16 protein-coding genes are annotated in these 18,066 nt (G+C 73.1%); 8 read left to right on the forward strand and 8 right to left on the reverse strand.

Annotation, left to right across the window (positions count from 1 at the left end; translation table 11 throughout):
• Positions 1-69 precede the first annotated feature (69 nt).
• Positions 70-1,596: an NCS1 family nucleobase:cation symporter-1 gene (locus AB0M27_RS17960; protein ID WP_365722764.1), complete on the forward strand. Its 1,527-nt coding sequence runs from the start codon at positions 70-72 to the stop codon at positions 1,594-1,596.
• Positions 1,597-1,611: 15 nt separating this feature from the next.
• Here the strand turns inward: AB0M27_RS17960 and AB0M27_RS17965 are convergent, their stop codons facing one another.
• The 6 genes from AB0M27_RS17965 to AB0M27_RS17990 form a co-directional block, all read right to left on the reverse strand.
• Entirely contained in the window at positions 1,612-2,316 is a 705-nt protein-coding gene (locus AB0M27_RS17965) for a hypothetical protein (RefSeq protein ID WP_365722766.1), read from the reverse strand.
• Between the two features lie 645 nt (positions 2,317-2,961).
• Positions 2,962-3,498 (reverse strand): hypothetical protein, encoded by a 537-nt coding sequence (locus AB0M27_RS17970; protein ID WP_365722768.1) that lies wholly within the window; start codon positions 3,496-3,498, stop codon positions 2,962-2,964.
• Positions 3,476-4,765 carry a hypothetical protein gene (locus AB0M27_RS17975; RefSeq protein WP_365722770.1) on the reverse strand — a complete coding sequence of 430 codons (1,290 nt, stop codon included), beginning with the start codon at positions 4,763-4,765 and terminating at the stop codon, positions 3,476-3,478. Before AB0M27_RS17975 ends, AB0M27_RS17970 begins: the two co-directional genes overlap by 23 nt.
• 6 nt (positions 4,766-4,771) lie before the next feature.
• A complete protein-coding gene (locus AB0M27_RS17980; protein WP_365722772.1) occupies positions 4,772-5,062 on the reverse strand; it encodes a DUF6317 family protein in 291 nt (96 codons plus the stop codon).
• Positions 5,059-5,565, reverse strand: coding sequence for an SAV_915 family protein (locus tag AB0M27_RS17985; protein ID WP_365722774.1), 507 nt, complete (start codon positions 5,563-5,565; stop codon positions 5,059-5,061). Before AB0M27_RS17985 ends, AB0M27_RS17980 begins: the two co-directional genes overlap by 4 nt.
• Before the next feature lie 188 nt (positions 5,566-5,753).
• A complete protein-coding gene (locus AB0M27_RS17990) occupies positions 5,754-6,818 on the reverse strand; it encodes a biotin/lipoate A/B protein ligase family protein (protein WP_365722776.1) in 1,065 nt (354 codons plus the stop codon).
• A gap of 129 nt (positions 6,819-6,947) precedes the next feature.
• Between AB0M27_RS17990 and AB0M27_RS17995 the strand changes: the two genes are divergently transcribed.
• From AB0M27_RS17995 to AB0M27_RS18010, 4 genes are all read left to right on the forward strand, one after another.
• Entirely contained in the window at positions 6,948-8,765 is a 1,818-nt protein-coding gene (locus AB0M27_RS17995; protein WP_365722778.1) for a gamma-glutamyltransferase, read from the forward strand.
• A gap of 91 nt (positions 8,766-8,856) precedes the next feature.
• Positions 8,857-9,705, forward strand: coding sequence for an inositol monophosphatase family protein (locus AB0M27_RS18000; protein WP_365722780.1), 849 nt, complete (start codon positions 8,857-8,859; stop codon positions 9,703-9,705).
• Between the two features lie 125 nt (positions 9,706-9,830).
• The gene (locus AB0M27_RS18005) at positions 9,831-11,249 is read left to right on the forward strand and encodes an NAD(P)/FAD-dependent oxidoreductase (RefSeq protein WP_365722782.1); all 1,419 of its coding nucleotides are present in this window, start codon (positions 9,831-9,833) and stop codon (positions 11,247-11,249) included.
• Positions 11,246-11,755, forward strand: a complete 510-nt coding sequence (locus tag AB0M27_RS18010; RefSeq protein WP_365722784.1) for an O-acetyl-ADP-ribose deacetylase — start codon at positions 11,246-11,248, stop codon at positions 11,753-11,755. The genes AB0M27_RS18005 and AB0M27_RS18010 overlap by 4 nt, the downstream gene beginning before the upstream one ends.
• 299 nt (positions 11,756-12,054) lie before the next feature.
• Here AB0M27_RS18010 and AB0M27_RS18015 read toward each other — a convergent pair whose 3' ends face one another.
• Positions 12,055-13,911 carry an aminotransferase class I/II-fold pyridoxal phosphate-dependent enzyme gene (locus AB0M27_RS18015; RefSeq protein WP_365722787.1) on the reverse strand — a complete coding sequence of 619 codons (1,857 nt, stop codon included), beginning with the start codon at positions 13,909-13,911 and terminating at the stop codon, positions 12,055-12,057.
• 17 nt (positions 13,912-13,928) lie between these two features.
• Entirely contained in the window at positions 13,929-14,630 is a 702-nt protein-coding gene (locus tag AB0M27_RS18020) for a phenylalanine--tRNA ligase beta subunit-related protein (protein WP_365722789.1), read from the reverse strand.
• 295 nt (positions 14,631-14,925) lie between these two features.
• Between AB0M27_RS18020 and AB0M27_RS18025 the strand changes: the two genes are divergently transcribed.
• The 3 genes from AB0M27_RS18025 (at position 14,926) to AB0M27_RS18035 (ending at position 17,989) form a co-directional block, all read left to right on the forward strand.
• On the forward strand, positions 14,926-15,813 hold the full coding sequence (locus AB0M27_RS18025; RefSeq protein ID WP_365722791.1) for a methylenetetrahydrofolate reductase: 888 nt from the start codon (positions 14,926-14,928) through the stop codon (positions 15,811-15,813).
• Positions 15,814-16,008: 195 nt separating this feature from the next.
• Positions 16,009-17,487, forward strand: a complete 1,479-nt coding sequence (locus tag AB0M27_RS18030) for an AlkA N-terminal domain-containing protein (RefSeq protein WP_365722793.1) — start codon at positions 16,009-16,011, stop codon at positions 17,485-17,487.
• Between the two features lie 13 nt (positions 17,488-17,500).
• Positions 17,501-17,989, forward strand: coding sequence for a methylated-DNA--[protein]-cysteine S-methyltransferase (locus AB0M27_RS18035; protein WP_365722795.1), 489 nt, complete (start codon positions 17,501-17,503; stop codon positions 17,987-17,989).
• Positions 17,990-18,066 lie beyond the last annotated feature (77 nt).

Below are 18,066 nucleotides of genomic sequence, written 5' to 3' on the forward strand. Positions count from 1 at the left end.
CGCTCCGAAGGGGAGGGGCTGGTGCCCGCACGGCCTCTCCCGTCCCGACCTCGTTTGATTGGCCTGCCCATGACCGACACCGCTCCCACCGCCATACCGTCGTCCGCCCAAGTCACCTTGCCCGACGGCCGGGTGACGATAGCCCCCGGTTCGCCGCAGCCCAGCGGCCCCTACGCGAACGCGGATCTGCTGCCGGTCCCGGTCGAGAGGCGCACCTGGACCACGTACAACTTCTCCGCGCTCTGGGTCGGCATGGCCCACAACACGGCCTCCTGGACGCTGGCCTCCGGTCTGATCGCCGTCGGCATGGACTGGAAGCAGGCGGTGTTCACGATCGCCCTCGCCAACCTGATCGTGCTGGTGCCGATGCTGCTGACCGGGCACGCCGGCCCCAAGTACGGCATCCCCTTCCCGGTCTTCGCCCGCGCCTCCTTCGGCGTGCGCGGCGCCAACCTCCCCGCCGTCGTACGGGCGTTGGTGGCCTGTGGCTGGTTCGGCATCCAGACCTGGATCGGCGGCGAGGCGATCTACTTCCTCGCCGGGAAGCTGATCGGCGACAGCTGGTCTAACGCGGGCCACATCGGCGGCTACGCCTGGACCATGTGGCTGTCGTTCGCGATCTTCTGGGTGATCCAGGTCGCGATCATCTACCGGGGCATGGAGACCATCCGCCGCTTCGAGAACTGGGCCGCGCCCTTCGTGCTCGTCGGCGCGTTCGTGATGCTGTGGTGGATGAGCAGCAAGGCCGGCGGCGTCGGCCCGCTGTTCGACCAGCCCTCCAAGCTCGGCTGGGGCGGGGACTTCTGGAAGCTGTTCTGGCCCTCGCTGATGGGCATGATCGGCTTCTGGTCCACCTTGAGTCTGAACATTCCCGACTTCACCCGCTATGGGCGGAGTCAGAAGGCCCAGACGTGGGGCCAGGCCCTCGGCCTGCCGACGACGATGACCCTCTTCGCGTTCCTGTCCGTCCTGGTCACCTCCGGCTCGCAGGCGGTGTACGGCCAGCCGGTCTGGGACCCGGTCCAGCTTGCGGCGAAGACGGACAACGTGGTCGGCTTGCTCTACGCGCTGGTCACGGTCCTGGTCGCCACCCTCTCGGTGAACATCGCGGCCAACCTGGTCTCCCCGGCGTTCGACTTCTCCAACGTGGCGCCGCGGAAGGTGAGTTTCCGCACCGGAGCCCTGATCACCGCGGTCCTCGCCGTCCTGATCTTCCCCTGGAAGCTGTACTCCGACCCGCAGGGCTACATCTTCACCTGGCTCGGCCTGGTCGGCGGTCTGCTCGGCACCGTCGCCGGCATCCTCGTCGCCGACTACTGGCTGCTGCGCCGCACCCGCCTGGATCTCGCCGACCTGTACCGCACCGGCGGCCGTTACTGGTACGCGGGCGGCTGGAACTGGCCGGCCGTCGTCGCGTTCCTCGCGGGCGGTGTGCTGGCGATCGGCGGAGCCAGCTTCAAGCCCCTGATCGACGGCCGTCCCATCCCCGCCCTGTCCTCCCTCGCCGACTACGGCTGGGCGGTGGGCCTCGGCACGTCCCTGGTGCTCTACCTGGCCCTGACGCTGCTGACGGGCCGCAGGGAGGCGACGGCGTAAGGAGGTCGGGGGCGGTCAGCCGGACTGCGAGTCCGACTGCCCGCCCCCGAGCGCGCCCACCGCGGCCCGCGCCGCCTTGATGGCCCCCTTGTTGATCTCGTCCGTACCGGGCGCCTTCTTCGTCTCGAAGTCGCTGCCGTTGTAGGTGACGATCACCAGGGCGTTGGACACCCGGACCATCACCACGCCCTCGCGCGTCTGCTGTTTGTCCTCCGTGGAGAGGCCGACGACAGAGTAGGCGCTGTTCCCGAGCCCCGGTACGGCCCCGCCGCCGCTCTTCTCCTTCACCCGCTGCTCGTACTCCTGCGTCGCCGCCTGGTCCGACTCGCTGATCTCGAAGGTCACGTCGAGCCAGCGGTAGTCGTAGCCCTGCAGCGCGTTCCAGGAGCAGGTGCGGCGCAGCTTGGTGTCGGTCGAGGGGATCTCCTTGCCGGTCGTCTTCGCCCCCGGCACCAGCGACTTGACGGTCGCCGCGGGCACGCTGGTGCAGGGCGAGGGCGCGGTCCCGTACGCCTTCGCCGCCGCGGTGGACGACGGGTCGGAGGAGGCGGAGGAAGACGAGGAAGAGGAGGACTGGCTGGACGTCTGCTGGTTCGCCTGGTGCCCGGCGGCCGCCTGCGGCGCGGCCGGGCCGGACGACAGTGCCCAGCCGGCACAGGCGAGGACCGCGACCGGCGTCAGTCGCGCGGTGAGGGCGAGCGGCAGAGGAAGGGAACGCACGGCTCACTTCTCGTGTGGGGGAGGAGGTACGGAAGGGGTCCGCGTGGTGGACGTGGGACGCCAGTGTCACACGAGTCCCTGTGGCGCGGAAGCGGAAACTCGCAGCGTGCCCGCGCGGTCACGGCGGTGCCCTCATGACGTACTGCTCTGTCCGTTTTGTGCCTCCAGTCGGCGACGGGCGCCGACTTCGCCGGGGTGCTCGCGGAGGTTGAAGGCCGCGACCGACCGACCGACCGACGGCCCAGGCGGCCGGAGCGGGCAGAACGGGTGCGGCGATCAGCCAGAGGGCACGACCGGCGACGGCCAGGCCGGTGGAGCGGCGGCGCTCGTCTCGCTCGGCGGCACGGCACTCGTCGGGGGCGGGCGGGGCGAGGAGCTTCCCGTGGTGATCCCGGCGCTGCACCGGCCACCCCCGCACGAGGGCCACGCCAGACGCCGCCACCTGCGCCCAGTCCCACACCGGGTGGACCGCCGGCGGCAGGGCGCCGCGGGGGCTTCCGTAGAGGACGGGTGCGGTGCAGACGCAGAAGACCGGCACCGCTGGCCACGCGGCGGCACGGCGCGGCCATTGGCGCGGGCCGCGCCGGTACCAGGTGGTGCCGAGGCCCGGCAGGGACGGGATGCCGAGGGGTGTCCTGCTCGCTGTCATGACCCGGTCGGGTGTGCCTCCAGCCAGCGGCGGGCGCCGACCTCGCTGGGGTATTCGCGGACGGTGACGTGCCCGGCGAACCAGCCGACGCACCACGCCGCCACCATCGGCAGGACGGGAGCGAGGACCAGGGCCAGCCCGCGGCCCAGCGCGACCCGTCCCGGGGCACGGCTGCGCTGCCCGCGCCTGGCCGCGAGGCTCTCCGCGGGGCTGGGCGGATCGAGGAGCCTCCGGCGATGGTCTCGGCGCTGTCTCAGCCACCCCCAGACCACTCCCACACACGCCCCCGCCACCTGCACCCAGTCCGAAACGGTGCGCGCGGTGGCGGACCACTCGCTGGTGAACCCCCGGTAGACGCTCACCGCGAAGAAGACCAGGAGGGCCGAGGCGAGGAGCAGGCCGAAGGCCGTCCAGCAGCGGCGCAGCCAGTAACGCGGGCCGCGCCGGTACCAGGTGGTGCCGAGGCCCGGCAGCGCGGGGATCCGGTCGCCGCCCACGGTGGCGGACGTCTCAGAAGATGCTCGTGATGCCATGCCAGACGTCCTTCCCGAGCCGGCCGAGGTCTTGCCCTGTCTCCTTCAGCACATGGCCGCCGCCCACCGCGATGCCGCCGACGACCCCGTGGTCGTGGATGTCCTCGCTCCAGTGCTCGTGCAGGGAGTGGTCGATGACGCTGGTCGACACGATCACCGCCCCCACGCCCACCGCGGCCACTGCGGCGGCCGGTGCCTCGACCGGCAGCAACGCCGCCGCGATCGCCGTACCGGCGACCAGACCACCGACGTTGGCGGTCCCGTCGACGGCGATGGAGTGCTGCCAGGACCAGCCCTTGTCGTGGTCGTCCTTCGCCTCGATCAGACCACAGGCGCCGGCCGCGGCGACGTCCAGGACGGGCAGCTCCCTCAGGACGTCCGGCAGTGCCTCCAGGCCCTTGCCCATACGCAGCGCGTCGGCCGCGTCGGCCAGTTTGACGTTCAGGGCACGGTCGTACGGCAGCGCGGTGCTGCCGTTGTCCGCGCGGGCGATGTCCGTCTCCAGCGCGTCGACCTTGGTGACCGCGTCGCGGTAGGCGCTCTTCGCGGGCAGGTCCTTGGGCAGTGCCTTGCCCGCCTTCTGGTAGGCCTTGCGCTCCGCGCGGAGTGCCTTCTTGGCGTCCTGCGCCTCGGACTTGGCCGCGTCGAGGTGCTTGCGGGCCTCGATGCCCCCGGCCCGGGCGTCCTCGGCGTCGTACGCGTACAGGCCCCGCAGCGCGTCGTACAGGGTGATCTTGTCACCGGGGGACACCGAGTCGTCCTTCGACGTCACCTTGTCGTACAGCCCCTGCAACTGCTGCGCCGCCACCAGCCGCGCGTGCTGGGCGGTGTGCAGGATCTCGTCGCGCGCCGTGGCGTACTCGTTCATCGCCGAGATGGTCTTCTGGTCGTCCGCGCTCGGCGGATTCGCCGTCATGACCGGCAGCGGCGCGCCCTTGGCGTCCGTCGACACGCCCTTGCCGGCCGCGATGTGCTGCGCGTTCTGCAGGGACGACTCACAGGTGGACAGCGCGCCCGCCAGCGTGTCCAGGATCTCGCCCGCCGCGTGCACCAGTTCGGCGAAGCCGCCGGCGGCCAGCGCGTCCTCGCTCCACTTGGCGCGGAAGCTCTCGGCCGCCTCGCCCTTCCAGCTCGCGTCGTCGACCAGTTTGTCGACGGCGCCGCCGAGCGGCTTGACCACGCCGTCGAGCTTGTCCTTGGCGTTCTTGTACGTCTCGGCCATCGTGCGCAGTCCGCCGATGTCGCCGCCGATCCAGCTGTCACTCATCGGCTCTCACCCCATCAGGTCTTCGAAGACACCGTGGACGTCCACGTCGTGCCGGTGGAAGGAGTCCCGCGCGTAGGCGACCTTGTCCCCGTGGTCGTCGAGCCGGTCGGCCAGGCCGGTGTGCAGGGCGATGATGAGGTCCGCGACCTCCTTGACGGCCGAGTCCAGGCCCGCGTCACCGCCGCTGACCACGGGCGGTGCCACGTCGGGGTGCAGCTTGCGGTAGTCGCCGGCCTGCTCGTGGAAGGTCTTCGCCATGGTGGCGAGGTCGTCGTAGACCGCCTTGAAGTCGCTCACCGGCGTACCTCCCGCGCGTAGGCGGCCAGATCGTCGGGCCGCCAGTTGGGTTCTCCGGGCTTCACCCGCGGGTCCAGCAGGACGGTGACGCCCTGCTCGCGCACCCCCTCGGCCAGGGGGCCGAGCGAGGTGGCGGCCCACGGCTGTGCCTCGCCGAGCGCGTCGACCAGCTTCTCCAGGGAGGTGAACGCGAAGGTCACCGTGCCGAGCGCGGGGTGCTCGAAGAGTTCGAAAACGACGAAGGGCACGCGCGCGGGGCGGCTGTCCTGGCCGGTCGCGGCGACGGATCTCGGATGCGCCGGTACGAACACCGGCGTGTGGTAGGCGGGAACACCCGGCTTGGGTGCGGGCCGCTCGTCCGCGGCCGCGCGCGGCAGCGGCGCGGCCTCGACGAAGTCCAGCAGGGCGGAACGACGCCCTTGCGGAACCTGTTCCGGGCGCTCTCGTCCCGGCGGATCCGGCTCGGTGAGATCAAGCAGGCGTGAACGTATCGGCGCCCCCATCGCCGTCACCTCTTCCCCGTTGTCGCGTGGCCGATCGGGCCCGACCACGGTAGCCAGCGGTCAAGGGCGCAAATCCGGCTATGTCGGGGTGGGAGAGGGGGCGTACACGGAACTCATACGACTGCTTGGCCGACGACAGAGCAGCCCTTGACCCGTTGCTGAACCAGGCCTTCCGACCGGTACGGCGGCTACGGCACCCGAGCCGTCCACTCCGCCGACGTGAACTTGGTCCGCGCCAGCTCCTCCGCGCGCGCCAGCTCCTCGTCCGTGATCTTGCCCGGCGCCAGGCCGTAGCGCGCGCGGAACGACTCGATCATCCGGTCGATGACCGCCGCACGCGGCAGACCGGTCTGCCGCCGCAGCGGATCGACCCGCTTCTTCGCGGAGCTCGTCCCCTTGTCGGACAGCTTCTCGCGCCCGATGCGCAGCACCTCGACCATCTTGTCGGCGTCGATGTCGTACGACATGGTCACGTGGTGCAGGACGGCGCCGGGGCCCCCGCCGGGTCCGACGATCCGTTTCTGCGCCGCGCCCGCGATCTTGCCCTGGTCGGTCGCGATGTCGTTCAGCGGCTGGTACCAGGCCCGGATGCCCATGTCGCCGAGCGCGCCGAGCACCCAGTCGTCCAGGTAGGCATAACTGTCCTGGAAGGACAGGCCCTGCACCAAAGACTCGGGCACCGACAGGGAGTAGGTGATGGTGTTGCCGGGCTCCACGAACATCGCGCCGCCGCCGGAGATCCGCCGCACCACCTCGATGCCGTGCCGCGTGGCGCCCTCCGGGTCCACCTCGTTGCGCAGCGACTGGAAGCTGCCGATGATCACCGCCGGGGCGCCCCACTCCCACACCCTGAGGGTCGGCGGCCGCCGGCCCGCGGCGACCTCGGCGGTCAGCACCTCGTCCAGCGCCATGTGCAGCGCGGGCGGCTGCGGGTCCTCGTGGATCAGCTGCCAGTCGTAGTCGGTCCAGTCCGTGGCGTGCGCGAGGGCCCGGCGCACCGCGATCCCCACGCCCTCCGAGGTCAGCCCGTACATCACGGTCCCCGCGGGCAGCGCCGCATCGATCCGCTCGGCCAGGCCCGCCGCGCCGGTGTCCGCCGGGGCGCCCTCCAGCGCGCGGTTCACCGCGTCCAGGGCCTCGTCCGGCTCCAGGAAGAAGTCGCCCGCCACGCGCACGTGCCGCAGCACGCCGTCCTCGACGTCCACGTCCACGACGACGAGCTTGCCGCCGGGTACCTTGTACTCACCGTGCACTGCGTGGGCCTCCGTCCCTGCCGCCTCCCGCACGAGATCAACGGCGCAGGTCGTCGCCGTGTTCCCCGGACGGCGATCACACTCGTACGATCACCCGGACGAGGTACCCGAACGTAGGAGGCGTCTGTCGTGTTCACCACCCGGCCCACCCTGCAGGGCACCTTCGGCATGGTGTCCTCCACCCACTGGCTGGCCTCCCAGTCGGCGATGGCGGTCCTGGAGGACGGCGGCAACGCCTTCGACGCCGCCGTGGCGGGCGCGTTCGTGCTGCACGTGGTGGAGCCGCACCTGAACGGGCCGGCCGGCGAGGTCCCGATTCTGCTGGCTCCGGCGGGCGGTGCGGTGCAGGTGCTGTGCGGTCAGGGAGTCGCCCCGGCCGGCGCCACCGTCGCCCACTACCGGGGGCTCGGGCTGAACCTCGTACCCGGCACCGGACCGCTCGCGGCGGCCGTGCCCGGCGCCTTCGACGCCTGGCTGCTCCTCCTGCGCGACCACGGCACGAAGTCCCTGGACGACGTCTTGAAGTACGCCATCGGATACGCCGAGCACGGGCACGCGCCCGTGGAGAAGCTCGGCGCGACCGTGGAGACCGTGCGGGAGCTGTTCGAGGCCGAGTGGACCTCGTCGGCCGAGGTGTACCTGCCCGGCGGCCGGGCGCCCCGGCCCGGTGAGCGCTTTCGCAATCCCGCCCTCGCCGCCACCTGGAAGCGGCTGCTGGCCGAGACCGCCGGTGCCGGCGACCGGGAGGCACGGATCGACGCCGCGCGCGAGGTGTGGCGCTCCGGGTTCATCGCCGAGGCGCTGCTGCGGCAGTCCCGGCGGCCCACCATGGACACCAGCGGCGCACGGCACACCGGCACGTTCACCGAGGCCGACCTCGCCGGCTGGTCGGCGGCCTACGAGACCCCGGTGACGTACGACTGGAACGGCTGGACCGTGTGCAAGGCGGGCCCCTGGAGCCAGGGCCCCGTCCTCCTCCAGCAGCTCGCCCTGCTCCCGCCCGAGCTGCCCGGCTACGGCTCCGCCGAGTACGTCCACCTGCTGATCGAGGGCTGCAAGCTCGCCATGGCCGACCGCGAGGCCTGGTACGGGGACGCGGCCGAGGTGCCGGTCGCCGAGCTGCTGTCGGACGACTACAACGCCGGGCGGCGCGCCCTGGTCGGCGCCAAGGCCTCCGTCGAGCTGCGGCCCGGCAGCCCCGGCGGACGCACCCCGCGGTTGCCGGCGCCGGCGTACACGCGCGTGGAGAGCGGCGGGGAACGCGGCTTCGACGCGATGGGCGCCGGTGAGCCGACGGTCGCGGAGTTCCCCGGAGAGCCGCAGGTGGCCGTCGACGGCACGACCCGCGGCGACACCTGCCACCTGGACGTCGTGGACCGCTGGGGCAACATGATCGCCGCCACGCCCAGCGGCGGCTGGCTGCAGTCCAACCCGGTCGTGCCCGAGCTGGGCTTCCCGCTCGGCACGCGCCTGCAGATGACCTGGCTGGAGGAGGGCCTGCCGAACTCCCTCACCCCCGGCCGCCGCCCGCGCACCACCCTCACCCCGTCCCTCGCGCTGCGGGGCGGCGTGCCGGTCCTGGCGTTCGGCACGCCCGGCGGCGACCAGCAGGACCAGTGGCAGCTGCACTTCTTCCTCGCCGCCGCCCTGCGCGCCCCGGTCCGCGGCGGCCTGGACCTCCAGGGCGCGATCGACGCCCCGAACTGGCACAACGACAGCTTCCCCAGCTCCTTCTACCCGCGCGGCCGCCGCCCCGGCAGCGTGACCGTGGAGTCCCGCATGGACGCCGAGGTGGTCGAGGAGCTGCGGCGGCGAGGCCACGACGTCACCGTCGGCCCCGCCTGGTCCGAGGGACGCCTGTGCGCGGTGGCCCGGGACCCGGAGACCGGCGTGCTCTCGGCGGCGGCGAACCCGCGCGGGATGCAGGGGTACGCCGTCGGCCGCTGACTGATCATCCGGCACCTGTTCTTCATCCCGATTCCACCCGCTGTGCACCGGGCGGGCGGGGATTGTCAGTGGGGCGTGGTCTCATGGAGGCATGATCGAAGCAATGACGGAAACCATCGACGAGTTTCTCGCCCGCTGCTCGGCCGACGTGGAGGACGCGGTCCGCAAGGCCGCCGCGGCCGAGATCCTGCCCCGCTTCCGCCGCCTCGCCGAGCACGAGGTGGACCAGAAGAGCGGCCCGCACGACCTGGTGACGGACGCCGACCGGCTCGCCGAGCTGCGGCTCACCGCGGACCTCGGCGCCCTGCTGCCCGGCTCGGTCGTCGTCGGCGAGGAGGCGGTGCACGCCGACCCGGCGACCTACGCGGCGCTCCAGGGCGACGCACCGGTCTGGATCGTCGACCCGGTCGACGGCACCCGCCAGTTCGTGCACGGCGACGACGGGTTCTGCACCCTGGTCGCCCTCGCCCACCGGGGCGTCGTCCTCGCCTCCTGGACCTACGCCGCGGCGCGCGACCAGCTCGCCACCGCGGTCCGCGGTCAGGGCGCCTTCCTCGACGGCGAGCGGCTGTTCGCGGGCCCGCCCGCGCCCGGCCGGGACCTCGTCGTCGCCACGTCCCACCCGGACTACACCACCGACGAGCAGAAGCGCGCGCTGCGCGTCCTGTGGACCGACGGCCTCGCACCCCGCCCCTGCGGTTCCGCCGGCCTGGAGTATCTCGCCATAGCCCAGGGCGAGTTGGACGCCGTGGCCTTCTCCTGGGAGGCGGCCTGGGACCACGCGGCCGGGCTGCTCCTGGTCGAGGAGGCGGGCGGGACGCATCTCACCCGCGACGGCGAGCCGTTCCGCGTGACCGGCGGCAACGCCCTGCCCTTCACCGCGGCCCGGGACACCGCGACCGCCCGCCGGCTGGCCGATCTGCTGCGCACGGTGGCCTGAATCCGACGGGCGGCGTCCCGCCGGGCCCCATCCGCCGGTCCACCGGGCCACCCGGCCCGGGGGAATGTCAGACCCCCGGCATATCCTGAGCCCGAGTGGCCATCGGCTGACGAAGGGGTCCGAAGGTGCCGTCAATGCTCGATGCGGTCGTGGTGGGTGCGGGACCGAACGGACTGACCGCTGCCGTGGAGCTGGCCCGCCGTGGCTTCTCCGTCGCGCTGTTCGAGGCGAAGTCCACCGTGGGAGGCGGCGCCCGCACCGAGGAACTGACCCTGCCCGGCTTCCGGCACGACCCGTGCTCGGCCGCCCACCCCCTCGGCATCAACTCACCCGCGTTCCGCGCCATGCCCCTCGATCGCTACGGCCTTCAGTGGCTGCACTCCGAGCTGCCGATGGCGCATCCCTTCCTCGACGGCACCGCGGCGGTGTTGTCCCGTTCGGTGGCCGAGACGGCCGCCTCCTTCGGCCCACGGGACGCGGGCGCGTACCGCAGACTGGTCGAGCCCTTCCTCGCCCACTGGGACACCCTCGTCACGGACTTCATGTCCCTGCCGCTGACCGCGCTTCCGCGCGACCCCGTCACCCTGGCCCGCTTCGGCCTGGCCGGGCTGCCGCCGTCCACCTGGCTGCTGCGCCGCTTCAAGGACGAGCGGGCGAAGGCCCTGTTCGCCGGCCTGGTCGCCCATGTGATCGCGCCGCTCAGCGGCCTGGCCACCGGCGCCATCGGTCTGGTCTTCGCCCTGGCCGCCCACGCCCGCGGCTGGCCGGTGCCCCGCGGCGGCTCCCAGGCCATCTCCGACGCCCTCGCCGCCTACCTGAAGGACCTCGGCGGCGCCGTGCACACCGACTACGAGATCAAGCGCCTGGACGACCTGCCCCCCGCGCGGGCGTACGTCTTCGACACCTCGCCCACCGCGCTGGCCCGCATCGCCGGCTTCGGCGACCACTACGCCCACTACCGCTACGGCCCCAGCGTCTTCAAGATCGACTACGCGCTGGACGGCCCCGTGCCCTGGACCGCGCCCGAGGCCCGCTCCGCCACGACCGTGCAGATCGGCGCGAGCAAGGACGAGATCTCCACCGCCCTGCGCGCCGCCTCCCGCGAGGACCGCGCCCCCGGCCGGCCGTTCCTGATCACCGTGCAGCCCAGCATCGTCGACCCGACCCGTGCCCCCGAGGGCAAGCAGGTCTTCTGGGCGTACGGCCATGTACCGAACGGCTGGTCCGGCGATCTCACCGACGCCATGGAACGCCAACTGGAGCGCTTCGCCCCCGGTTTCCGCGACCGTGTCCTCGCCCGCGCCGTCGCCGGGCCCGCCGAGCTGGCCGCCCACAACGCCAACTACGTCGGCGGTGACATCGCCTGCGGCGCGGCGTCCGGACTCCAGCTGCTGCTGCGCCCCAGACTGTCCCTGTTCCCGTACCACACCCCTCATCCGGCCGTCTTCATCTGCTCCTCGGCCACCCCGCCGGGACCCGGCGTGCACGGTATGTCGGGGCACAACGCGGCCAAGGCCGTATGGCGAAGACTGAGGCAGGCATGACCACCATCACCCTCGTCCAGGGCGACATCACCCGGCAGAGCGCCGACGCGATCGTCAACGCGGCCAACTCCTCGCTCCTCGGCGGCGGAGGGGTCGACGGCGCGATCCACCGGCGCGGCGGCCCCGCCATCCTTGAGGAGTGCCGCGCCCTGCGCGCCTCCCGGTACGGCAAGGGCCTGCCCACCGGCCAGGCGGTCGCCACGACGGCGGGTGAACTCGACGCCCGCTGGGTCATCCACACGGTCGGCCCGGTCCACAGCCAGAGCGAGGACCGCTCCGACCTGCTCGCCTCCTGCTACCGCGAGTCCCTGAAGGCCGCCGACGAACTCGGCGCCCGCACGGTCGCGTTCCCGGCCGTCTCCACGGGCGTGTACCGGTGGCCGATGGAGGACGCGGCACGGATCGCCGTGGAGACCGTACGGAACACACCGACGGCCGTCGAAGAGGTGCGCTTCGTCCTCTTCGACGAGCGGGCGTACGAGGCGTTCGCCCGCCAGGTCGGCTGACCGGCGCTGCTGTTGATCCCGCCCCAGGCCCCCGGCGGGGCGTCCGGAACGTGCCTTCGCGCAGATCGCCGCGCGGCGAACGGTGCTCTGACGAGGCGGTTGCCGCCTGCCTCGTCGCTGCGACGTGGCACCTCAGCGGACCTCTGTCATCGCCACATCGCAGCCGCATCGGAGAGCGAGGCACACGCTGAGTGACTGAACTCCTCCGCGGACATTGAATACGCGACACCTCAACATGCGAGCCCACCAGTCCCAGGGCCGCTGACAGCACGCTGGTTCAGAGAAGCCCGGAGTGGCCGTCAGGACAGTTCGCGCAGGGTCCTGCCGAGCAGTGCCACGCCCTCGGCGATGACTCCCGGCGCGGTGGCCGCGTAGCCGAGGACCAGGCCGGACGGTCCGGGCAACTGCCGGTGCCAGGACAGGGGTTGGCATTTCACGCCCCGGGCCAGCGCGGCGGCGGCGAGCTCGGTGTCGGGTACGTTCGCGGGGTACGTGACCGTCAGATGCAGGCCCGCCGCGGCACCGTGTACGGTCCCGCCGGGCAGGTGTTCGGCGAGCGCGGCGATCATCGCGTCCCGGCGGTCGCGGTGCCGCCGCCGCAACAGCCGCAGATGCCGCTCCAGCCCACCGGACTCCATCAGATGGGCGAGCACCAACTGCGGCAGCATCGCGTTGCCCAGGTCGTTGAACCGCTTGGCGTCGACCAGGCCGGTGCGATAGCGCGGCGGGGCCACCAGCCAGCCGATGCGCAGCGCCGGAGCGAGCAGCTTCGACACGCTGCCCATGTAGCACACCCGGTCGGCCAGCAGCGCCCGCAGCGCGGGGACCGGCGGCCGGTCGTAGCGGTGCTCCGCGTCGTAGTCGTCCTCCAGGATCAGCCCGCCGTCCCGTGCCCAGCCCAGCAGCTCACGCCGGCGCTCGCCGCTGGTCACCACGCCGGTCGGGAACTGGTGAGCCGGCGTGAGCAGCACCGCGCGGGCGCCGGTCGCGCGCAACGCGTCCACCCGCACCCCGTCCCCGTCGACCGGCACCGGCGGGGTGTCGAGGCCCCCGTTGCGCAGGTGCTGGCGGCCGCCGAGCGAGCCGGGGTCCTCCACCGCGACGGAGTCGATGCCGTCCGCCCGCACCACCTGGTGCAGCAGCGTGAGCGCCTGGGCGGTGCCGGCCACGATCAGCACCTCGTCCGGCTCCACCCGTACGCCCCGCATCCGCGCGAGCCATTCGGCGACGGCCCGCCGCAGCGCGGGAGCGCCACGGGGGTCGCCGTAGCCGAAGTGCTCGGCGGACAGTTCCGCGAGCACGGCACGCTCGGCACGCAGCCAGGCGGTACGCGGAAAGGCGGCGAGATCCGGCCGCCCGGGAGTGAGATCGACGACGGCCGGCGCCTCCCGCAACGCGTCGAAGACATCGGCACCGGGGGGTCGGAGGAACGGCGTCGCGGGTGCGGTGGGGGGTGTGGGGCGGGGGCTGGGGCTCGTGCGGGAGGTGTGGCCGTCGGCTGCGTGCGGGGGTCGGGGTGCGCGTGGGGTCGGCGGCGGGCACTGCGCGCTGGAGGTCGGCGCGGCGTGGGCGCGAGAGGACGGTGCGATGGGTGCGGGGTGGGGCGCTCCCGACGGGCCCGATGGCTCGGTGCGGCATGCTCGTGGCGGGCCGGACGACTCGGTGCCGGATGCCCCTGACCACACGGCGCCGGTCATGCCGGTGCCCGGGCTTCCAGGCGTGTCGGCGGGCCAGGTCGATGATGTCCTGGGAAGGGGTCTGCCGAGTGCCGCATCCTCAGGGGCCGGCCGCGACTCCTCGCGTCCCGGTGCCCCGCCGCCGTGGACGCTCCCTGGCGGAGCGAAGGGTGCCGCCACCACCACCGTGCCCCCGCGGCGGCGGCCCTCCAGGTGGCCGTCCTCGGCGAGCCGGCGGTAGGCCTCGGTGATCACCCCTCGGGAGACCCGGAGTTCGGTGGCCAGCACCCGGGTGGGCGGGAGTCTGCTGCCCACCGCCAGACGGCCGTCCGCTATCGCCTGCCGCAGCCGTCCGGCCAGCCACTCGGCCTTCCCGCCGGCCGGCACGTCACCGGCCGCCAGCTGCAGGAAGTCCGAGCCACGGCCCGGGAGTTCGCCCGCACTTGCCTGCACCCCTCGCTCCTCGTCCACCGCGCTCATGCTGTCATGCGCCGGGTTCAGCCGCCGAAGACGAAGTCCGGCGCGGCCCGGGTGAGTACGGCCGTCTCCGTGCCGACCCCCCAGTGTGCCGCCACCTCCGCCTCGACCGTCTTCAGCAGCTCGGGCACGATCTCCGCGCCGTCGTCGTGCATGGCCTCCGCCACCACCAGCACCCGGCGGGTGTGCTCGCCGACCGCCGAGTGGCCGCTCTGCCGGTGGGTCCAGCGACGGGCGTGCGCGCGGCCCGCGGAGTCGACGAAGGTCACCTCGCCGGGCGCGGGATGCTCGGCGCCCCCGCCGAACGCCGTGTACGTCTCGTCGCCGACGGCGGGCCGCACCTCCAGCAGCGGCCAGGTGATCCGGTCGACGTCGAGGACCGCCACCGGGATCGCGTACGCCACCGACAGCGCGTTGCACAGGTCGACCAGCGGATGGATGCGCGGCAGCGTCCCCTCCTTCCGCAGCCGCCGCAGCAGCGACTCCGAGGCACACCGGTACTGCGTCGGCTTCAGCCCCGTCCGGCTGAACGTCCGCCGCCAGGCCAGCACTTCGGGGAACTCACCCTCGGTGGCGCCGGCCAGCCGGGCCAGGGCGCGGGCGGTGTACTCGGCGGCGCGCGGCCCGGTGTCCACACCGGCGCCGACGCCGTCGGCGTACAGCGCGCCGGAGGCCAGTTCGGGGAACGTGGCCCAGATGGTGTCCGCGTGCCGGAATCGCATGGTCAAGGACCTCCTCGGGTTCGGGAGCACCACCTTGCCGGGGGCGTGGTCCGGTCACCAGAGCCAAAGCCGGTGCGTGTCACCGGTCCATAACCGGCCTGCGGGCTCAGCGCCCGGTGCCGGTGCCGGGGCGCGCCGGGCACGGGTACCACCAGCAGCCGGGGTGCTCTCGTGCCGGCCATGCGGTTGGCGAGCGCCCACAAGGTCGCCCCAGGGCGTGACCCCGGGCCGAGGCCCCCGCACCGCGCGTGACATCATCGGCCGGGGTCCCGAACGCCGTCGTACGAGGAGCACGATGAACCCCGCTCTCACCGCCACCCCGGCGGTCGGTGCCGCGCTGCTGGACGACTTCTCGCTGGAGATGACCGGCAAGGACGTGCCCCGGCTGGAGGAGGCGCAGGGCAGCATCCCGCCAGGCACCCGGATCAACATCACCTTCCTCGCCGGCGAGGACCTCGGCATGCGGCTGGCGGCCGCCCGCGCGGTCAAGCGGCTCGGTTTCGTGCCCGTGCCCCACATCTCGGCGCGCCGCCTGCCCTCCCGAGCCGCCCTGGAGGAGTTCCTGTCCGGGCTGGCCGAGGACGGCACGGCCGAGAACATCTTCGTCGTCGGCGGCGACCCCGCCCGCCCCGAGGGCCCCTACCCGGACGCCCTGGCCGTCCTGCGCACCGGACTGCTGCAGCGCCACGGCGTCCGGCACGTCGGCATCTGCGGCTACCCGGAGGGCCACCCTTCGATAGCCGACGGCACGCTGTGGTCCGCGCTCACCGACAAGGCGGCGGCCGTCGGGGCGCACCGGTTCGACGGCGACGTCATCACCCAGTTCGGCTTCGACGTCGACCCCGTCCTCGGCTGGCTGGAGGCCGCCCGCGCCCGGGGCGTCCACCTGCCTGTCCGCATCGGCGTGCCCGGACCGGCGGGCGTTCGCCGGCTGCTCGGCTACGCCACCCGGTTCGGCGTCGCGACCAGCGCCTCCGTCGCCCGTAAGTACGGCTTCTCGCTGACCAACCTCATGGGTACGACCGGTCCTGACCGCTTCCTGCGCGCGCTCGCCCACCGCTACGACCCCGAGCGGCACGGCGCGGTCAAGGTGCACTTCTACACGTTCGGCGGGCTGCGCCACACCGCCGAGTGGATCACCGGGTTCCGGCACGCCGCCGCCCTCGGGACACCCGCGCCGTGAGGCCGGCGCGGACCGGCTCGGCCGCCCACATCCTCACGGGCGCATGAGACGACCGTACGAGCCCCATGCCCCACACTCCGTACGACGCCCCCGCACCGCCGCGCCCCCACGCGGATCGGCAACCCACCAGGCCCGCGAACGCTGCTGTCGGATTCCCGCCAGCGTTCGCCGCCCCGGGTGGCCGATGCTGGACGCATGCAGACAGCGACGCACCTCGACCGGGAGCACTGCGTACGCGCCGTGCAGTCCAAGGACGCGCGGTTCGACGGGTGGTTCTTCACGGCCGTCCTGACCACCCGGATCTACTGCCGCCCCAGCTGTCCCGTCGTCCCGCCCAAGCCGGAGAACATGACGTTCTACCCGAGCGCGGCCGCCTGCCAGCAGGCCGGGTTCCGGGCCTGCAAACGCTGCCGCCCGGACACCAGCCCCGGCTCCCCGGAGTGGAACCAGCGCGCCGACCTGGTGGCTCGCGCCATGCGGCTCATCGCCGACGGTGTCGTGGACCGCGAGGGCGTGCCCGGACTCGCCGACCGGCTCGGCTACAGCACCCGCCAGGTGGAGCGGCAGCTGCTCGCCGAACTCGGCGCGGGCCCCCTCGCGCTCGCCCGCGCCCAGCGCGCCCAGACCGCGCGGCTGCTCATCGAGACCACCCCGCTGCCCATGACGGAGATCGCCTTCGCGGCCGGTTTCGCCTCCATCCGCACCTTCAACGACACCGTCCGTGAGGTCTTCGCCCTGAGCCCGAGCGAGCTGCGCGCCCGCGCGCCGAAGTCCGGGGCCGGCACCCCGGGCGGGATCGCCCTGCGGCTGCCGTTCCGCGCCCCCCTCAACCCGTCCAACCTCTTCGGTCACCTCGCCGCCACCGCCGTACCCGGGGTGGAGGAGTGGCGCGACGGCGCGTACCGGCGCACGCTGCGCCTGCCGTACGGCCACGGGATCGTCTCCCTCACGCCCCGCCCCGACCACATCGCCTGCCGCCTCACCCTGAGCGATCTGCGTGACCTGCCCGTGGCGATCAGCCGCTGCCGCCGCATGCTCGACCTGGACGCCGACCCCGTCGCCGTCGACGACCGGCTGCGCACCGACCCGCTGCTCGCGCCCCTGGTCGACAAGGCGCCCGGCCGCCGGGTGCCGCGCACGGTCGACGAGGCCGAGTTCGCCGTCCGCGCCGTCCTCGGACAGCAGGTCTCCACGGCCGCCGCCCGCACGCACGCGGCCCGGCTGGTCACGGCGCACGGCAAACCCCTCGACGACCCCGAGGGCGGCCTCACACACCTCTTCCCTTCCTCCGAGGCCCTCGCCGCCGTCGACCCCGAGACCCTGGCGATGCCCCGCACCCGGCGCACCACCTTCACCACCCTGGTCCGCGAACTCGCCGACGGCTCCCTTCACTTGGGCGCTGAGTCCGACTGGGCCGAGACCCGCGCCCGGCTCCTGGCGCTGCCCGGATTCGGGCCGTGGACGGTCGACGTCATCGCCATGCGCGCCCTCGGCGACCCCGACGCCTTCCTCCCCACCGATCTCGGCATCCGGCGCGCGGCCCAGGAGCTGGGCCTGCCCTCCACCCCGGCCGCGCTCACCGCCCGCGCGGAGGCATGGCGGCCCTGGCGGGCGTACGCCGTGCAGTACCTGTGGGCGACCGACGGCCACCCGATCAACTTCCTGCCCGTGTAAGAAGGTTCCCCCGATGTCCCACACCGTGATCGACAGCCCTTACGGCCCGCTCACCCTGGTCGCCGACGCCGACGGCACCCTGTGCGGCCTGTACATGACCGACCAGCGGCACCGCCCGCCCGAGGAGAACCTCGGCCCGCGCGACGACGACCTGCCCTGCTTCGCCGCGGCGAAGGAGCAGCTGTCGGCCTACTTCGCGGGCGAGTTGAAGCAGTTCACCCTCGAACTCGCCCTGCGCGGCACCTCCTTCCAGCGCGGCGTCTGGCAAGAGCTCACGCGCATCCCCTACGGCGAGACCCGTACCTACGGCCAACTCGCCGGCTCCCTGGGCAATCCCCGGGCCTCCCGCGCGGTCGGCCTCGCCAACGGCAAGAACCCCGTCGGCATCATCGTCCCCTGTCACCGCGTCATCGGCTCGGACGGCAGCCTCACCGGCTACGGCGGCGGCCTGGACCGCAAACGACGCCTGCTGGACTTCGAGCGAGCCGGCGCCCTCTTCTGAACCGCGTTCAGGGACGTCATGGAGGCTCTGGCGTCGGACAACCCGACCCAGCAGATGGCCGCCGCGATCCTCATACC

Source organism: Streptomyces sp. NPDC052107 (assembly GCF_040680215.1).
Classification (GTDB): Bacteria; Actinomycetota; Actinomycetes; order Streptomycetales; family Streptomycetaceae; genus Streptomyces.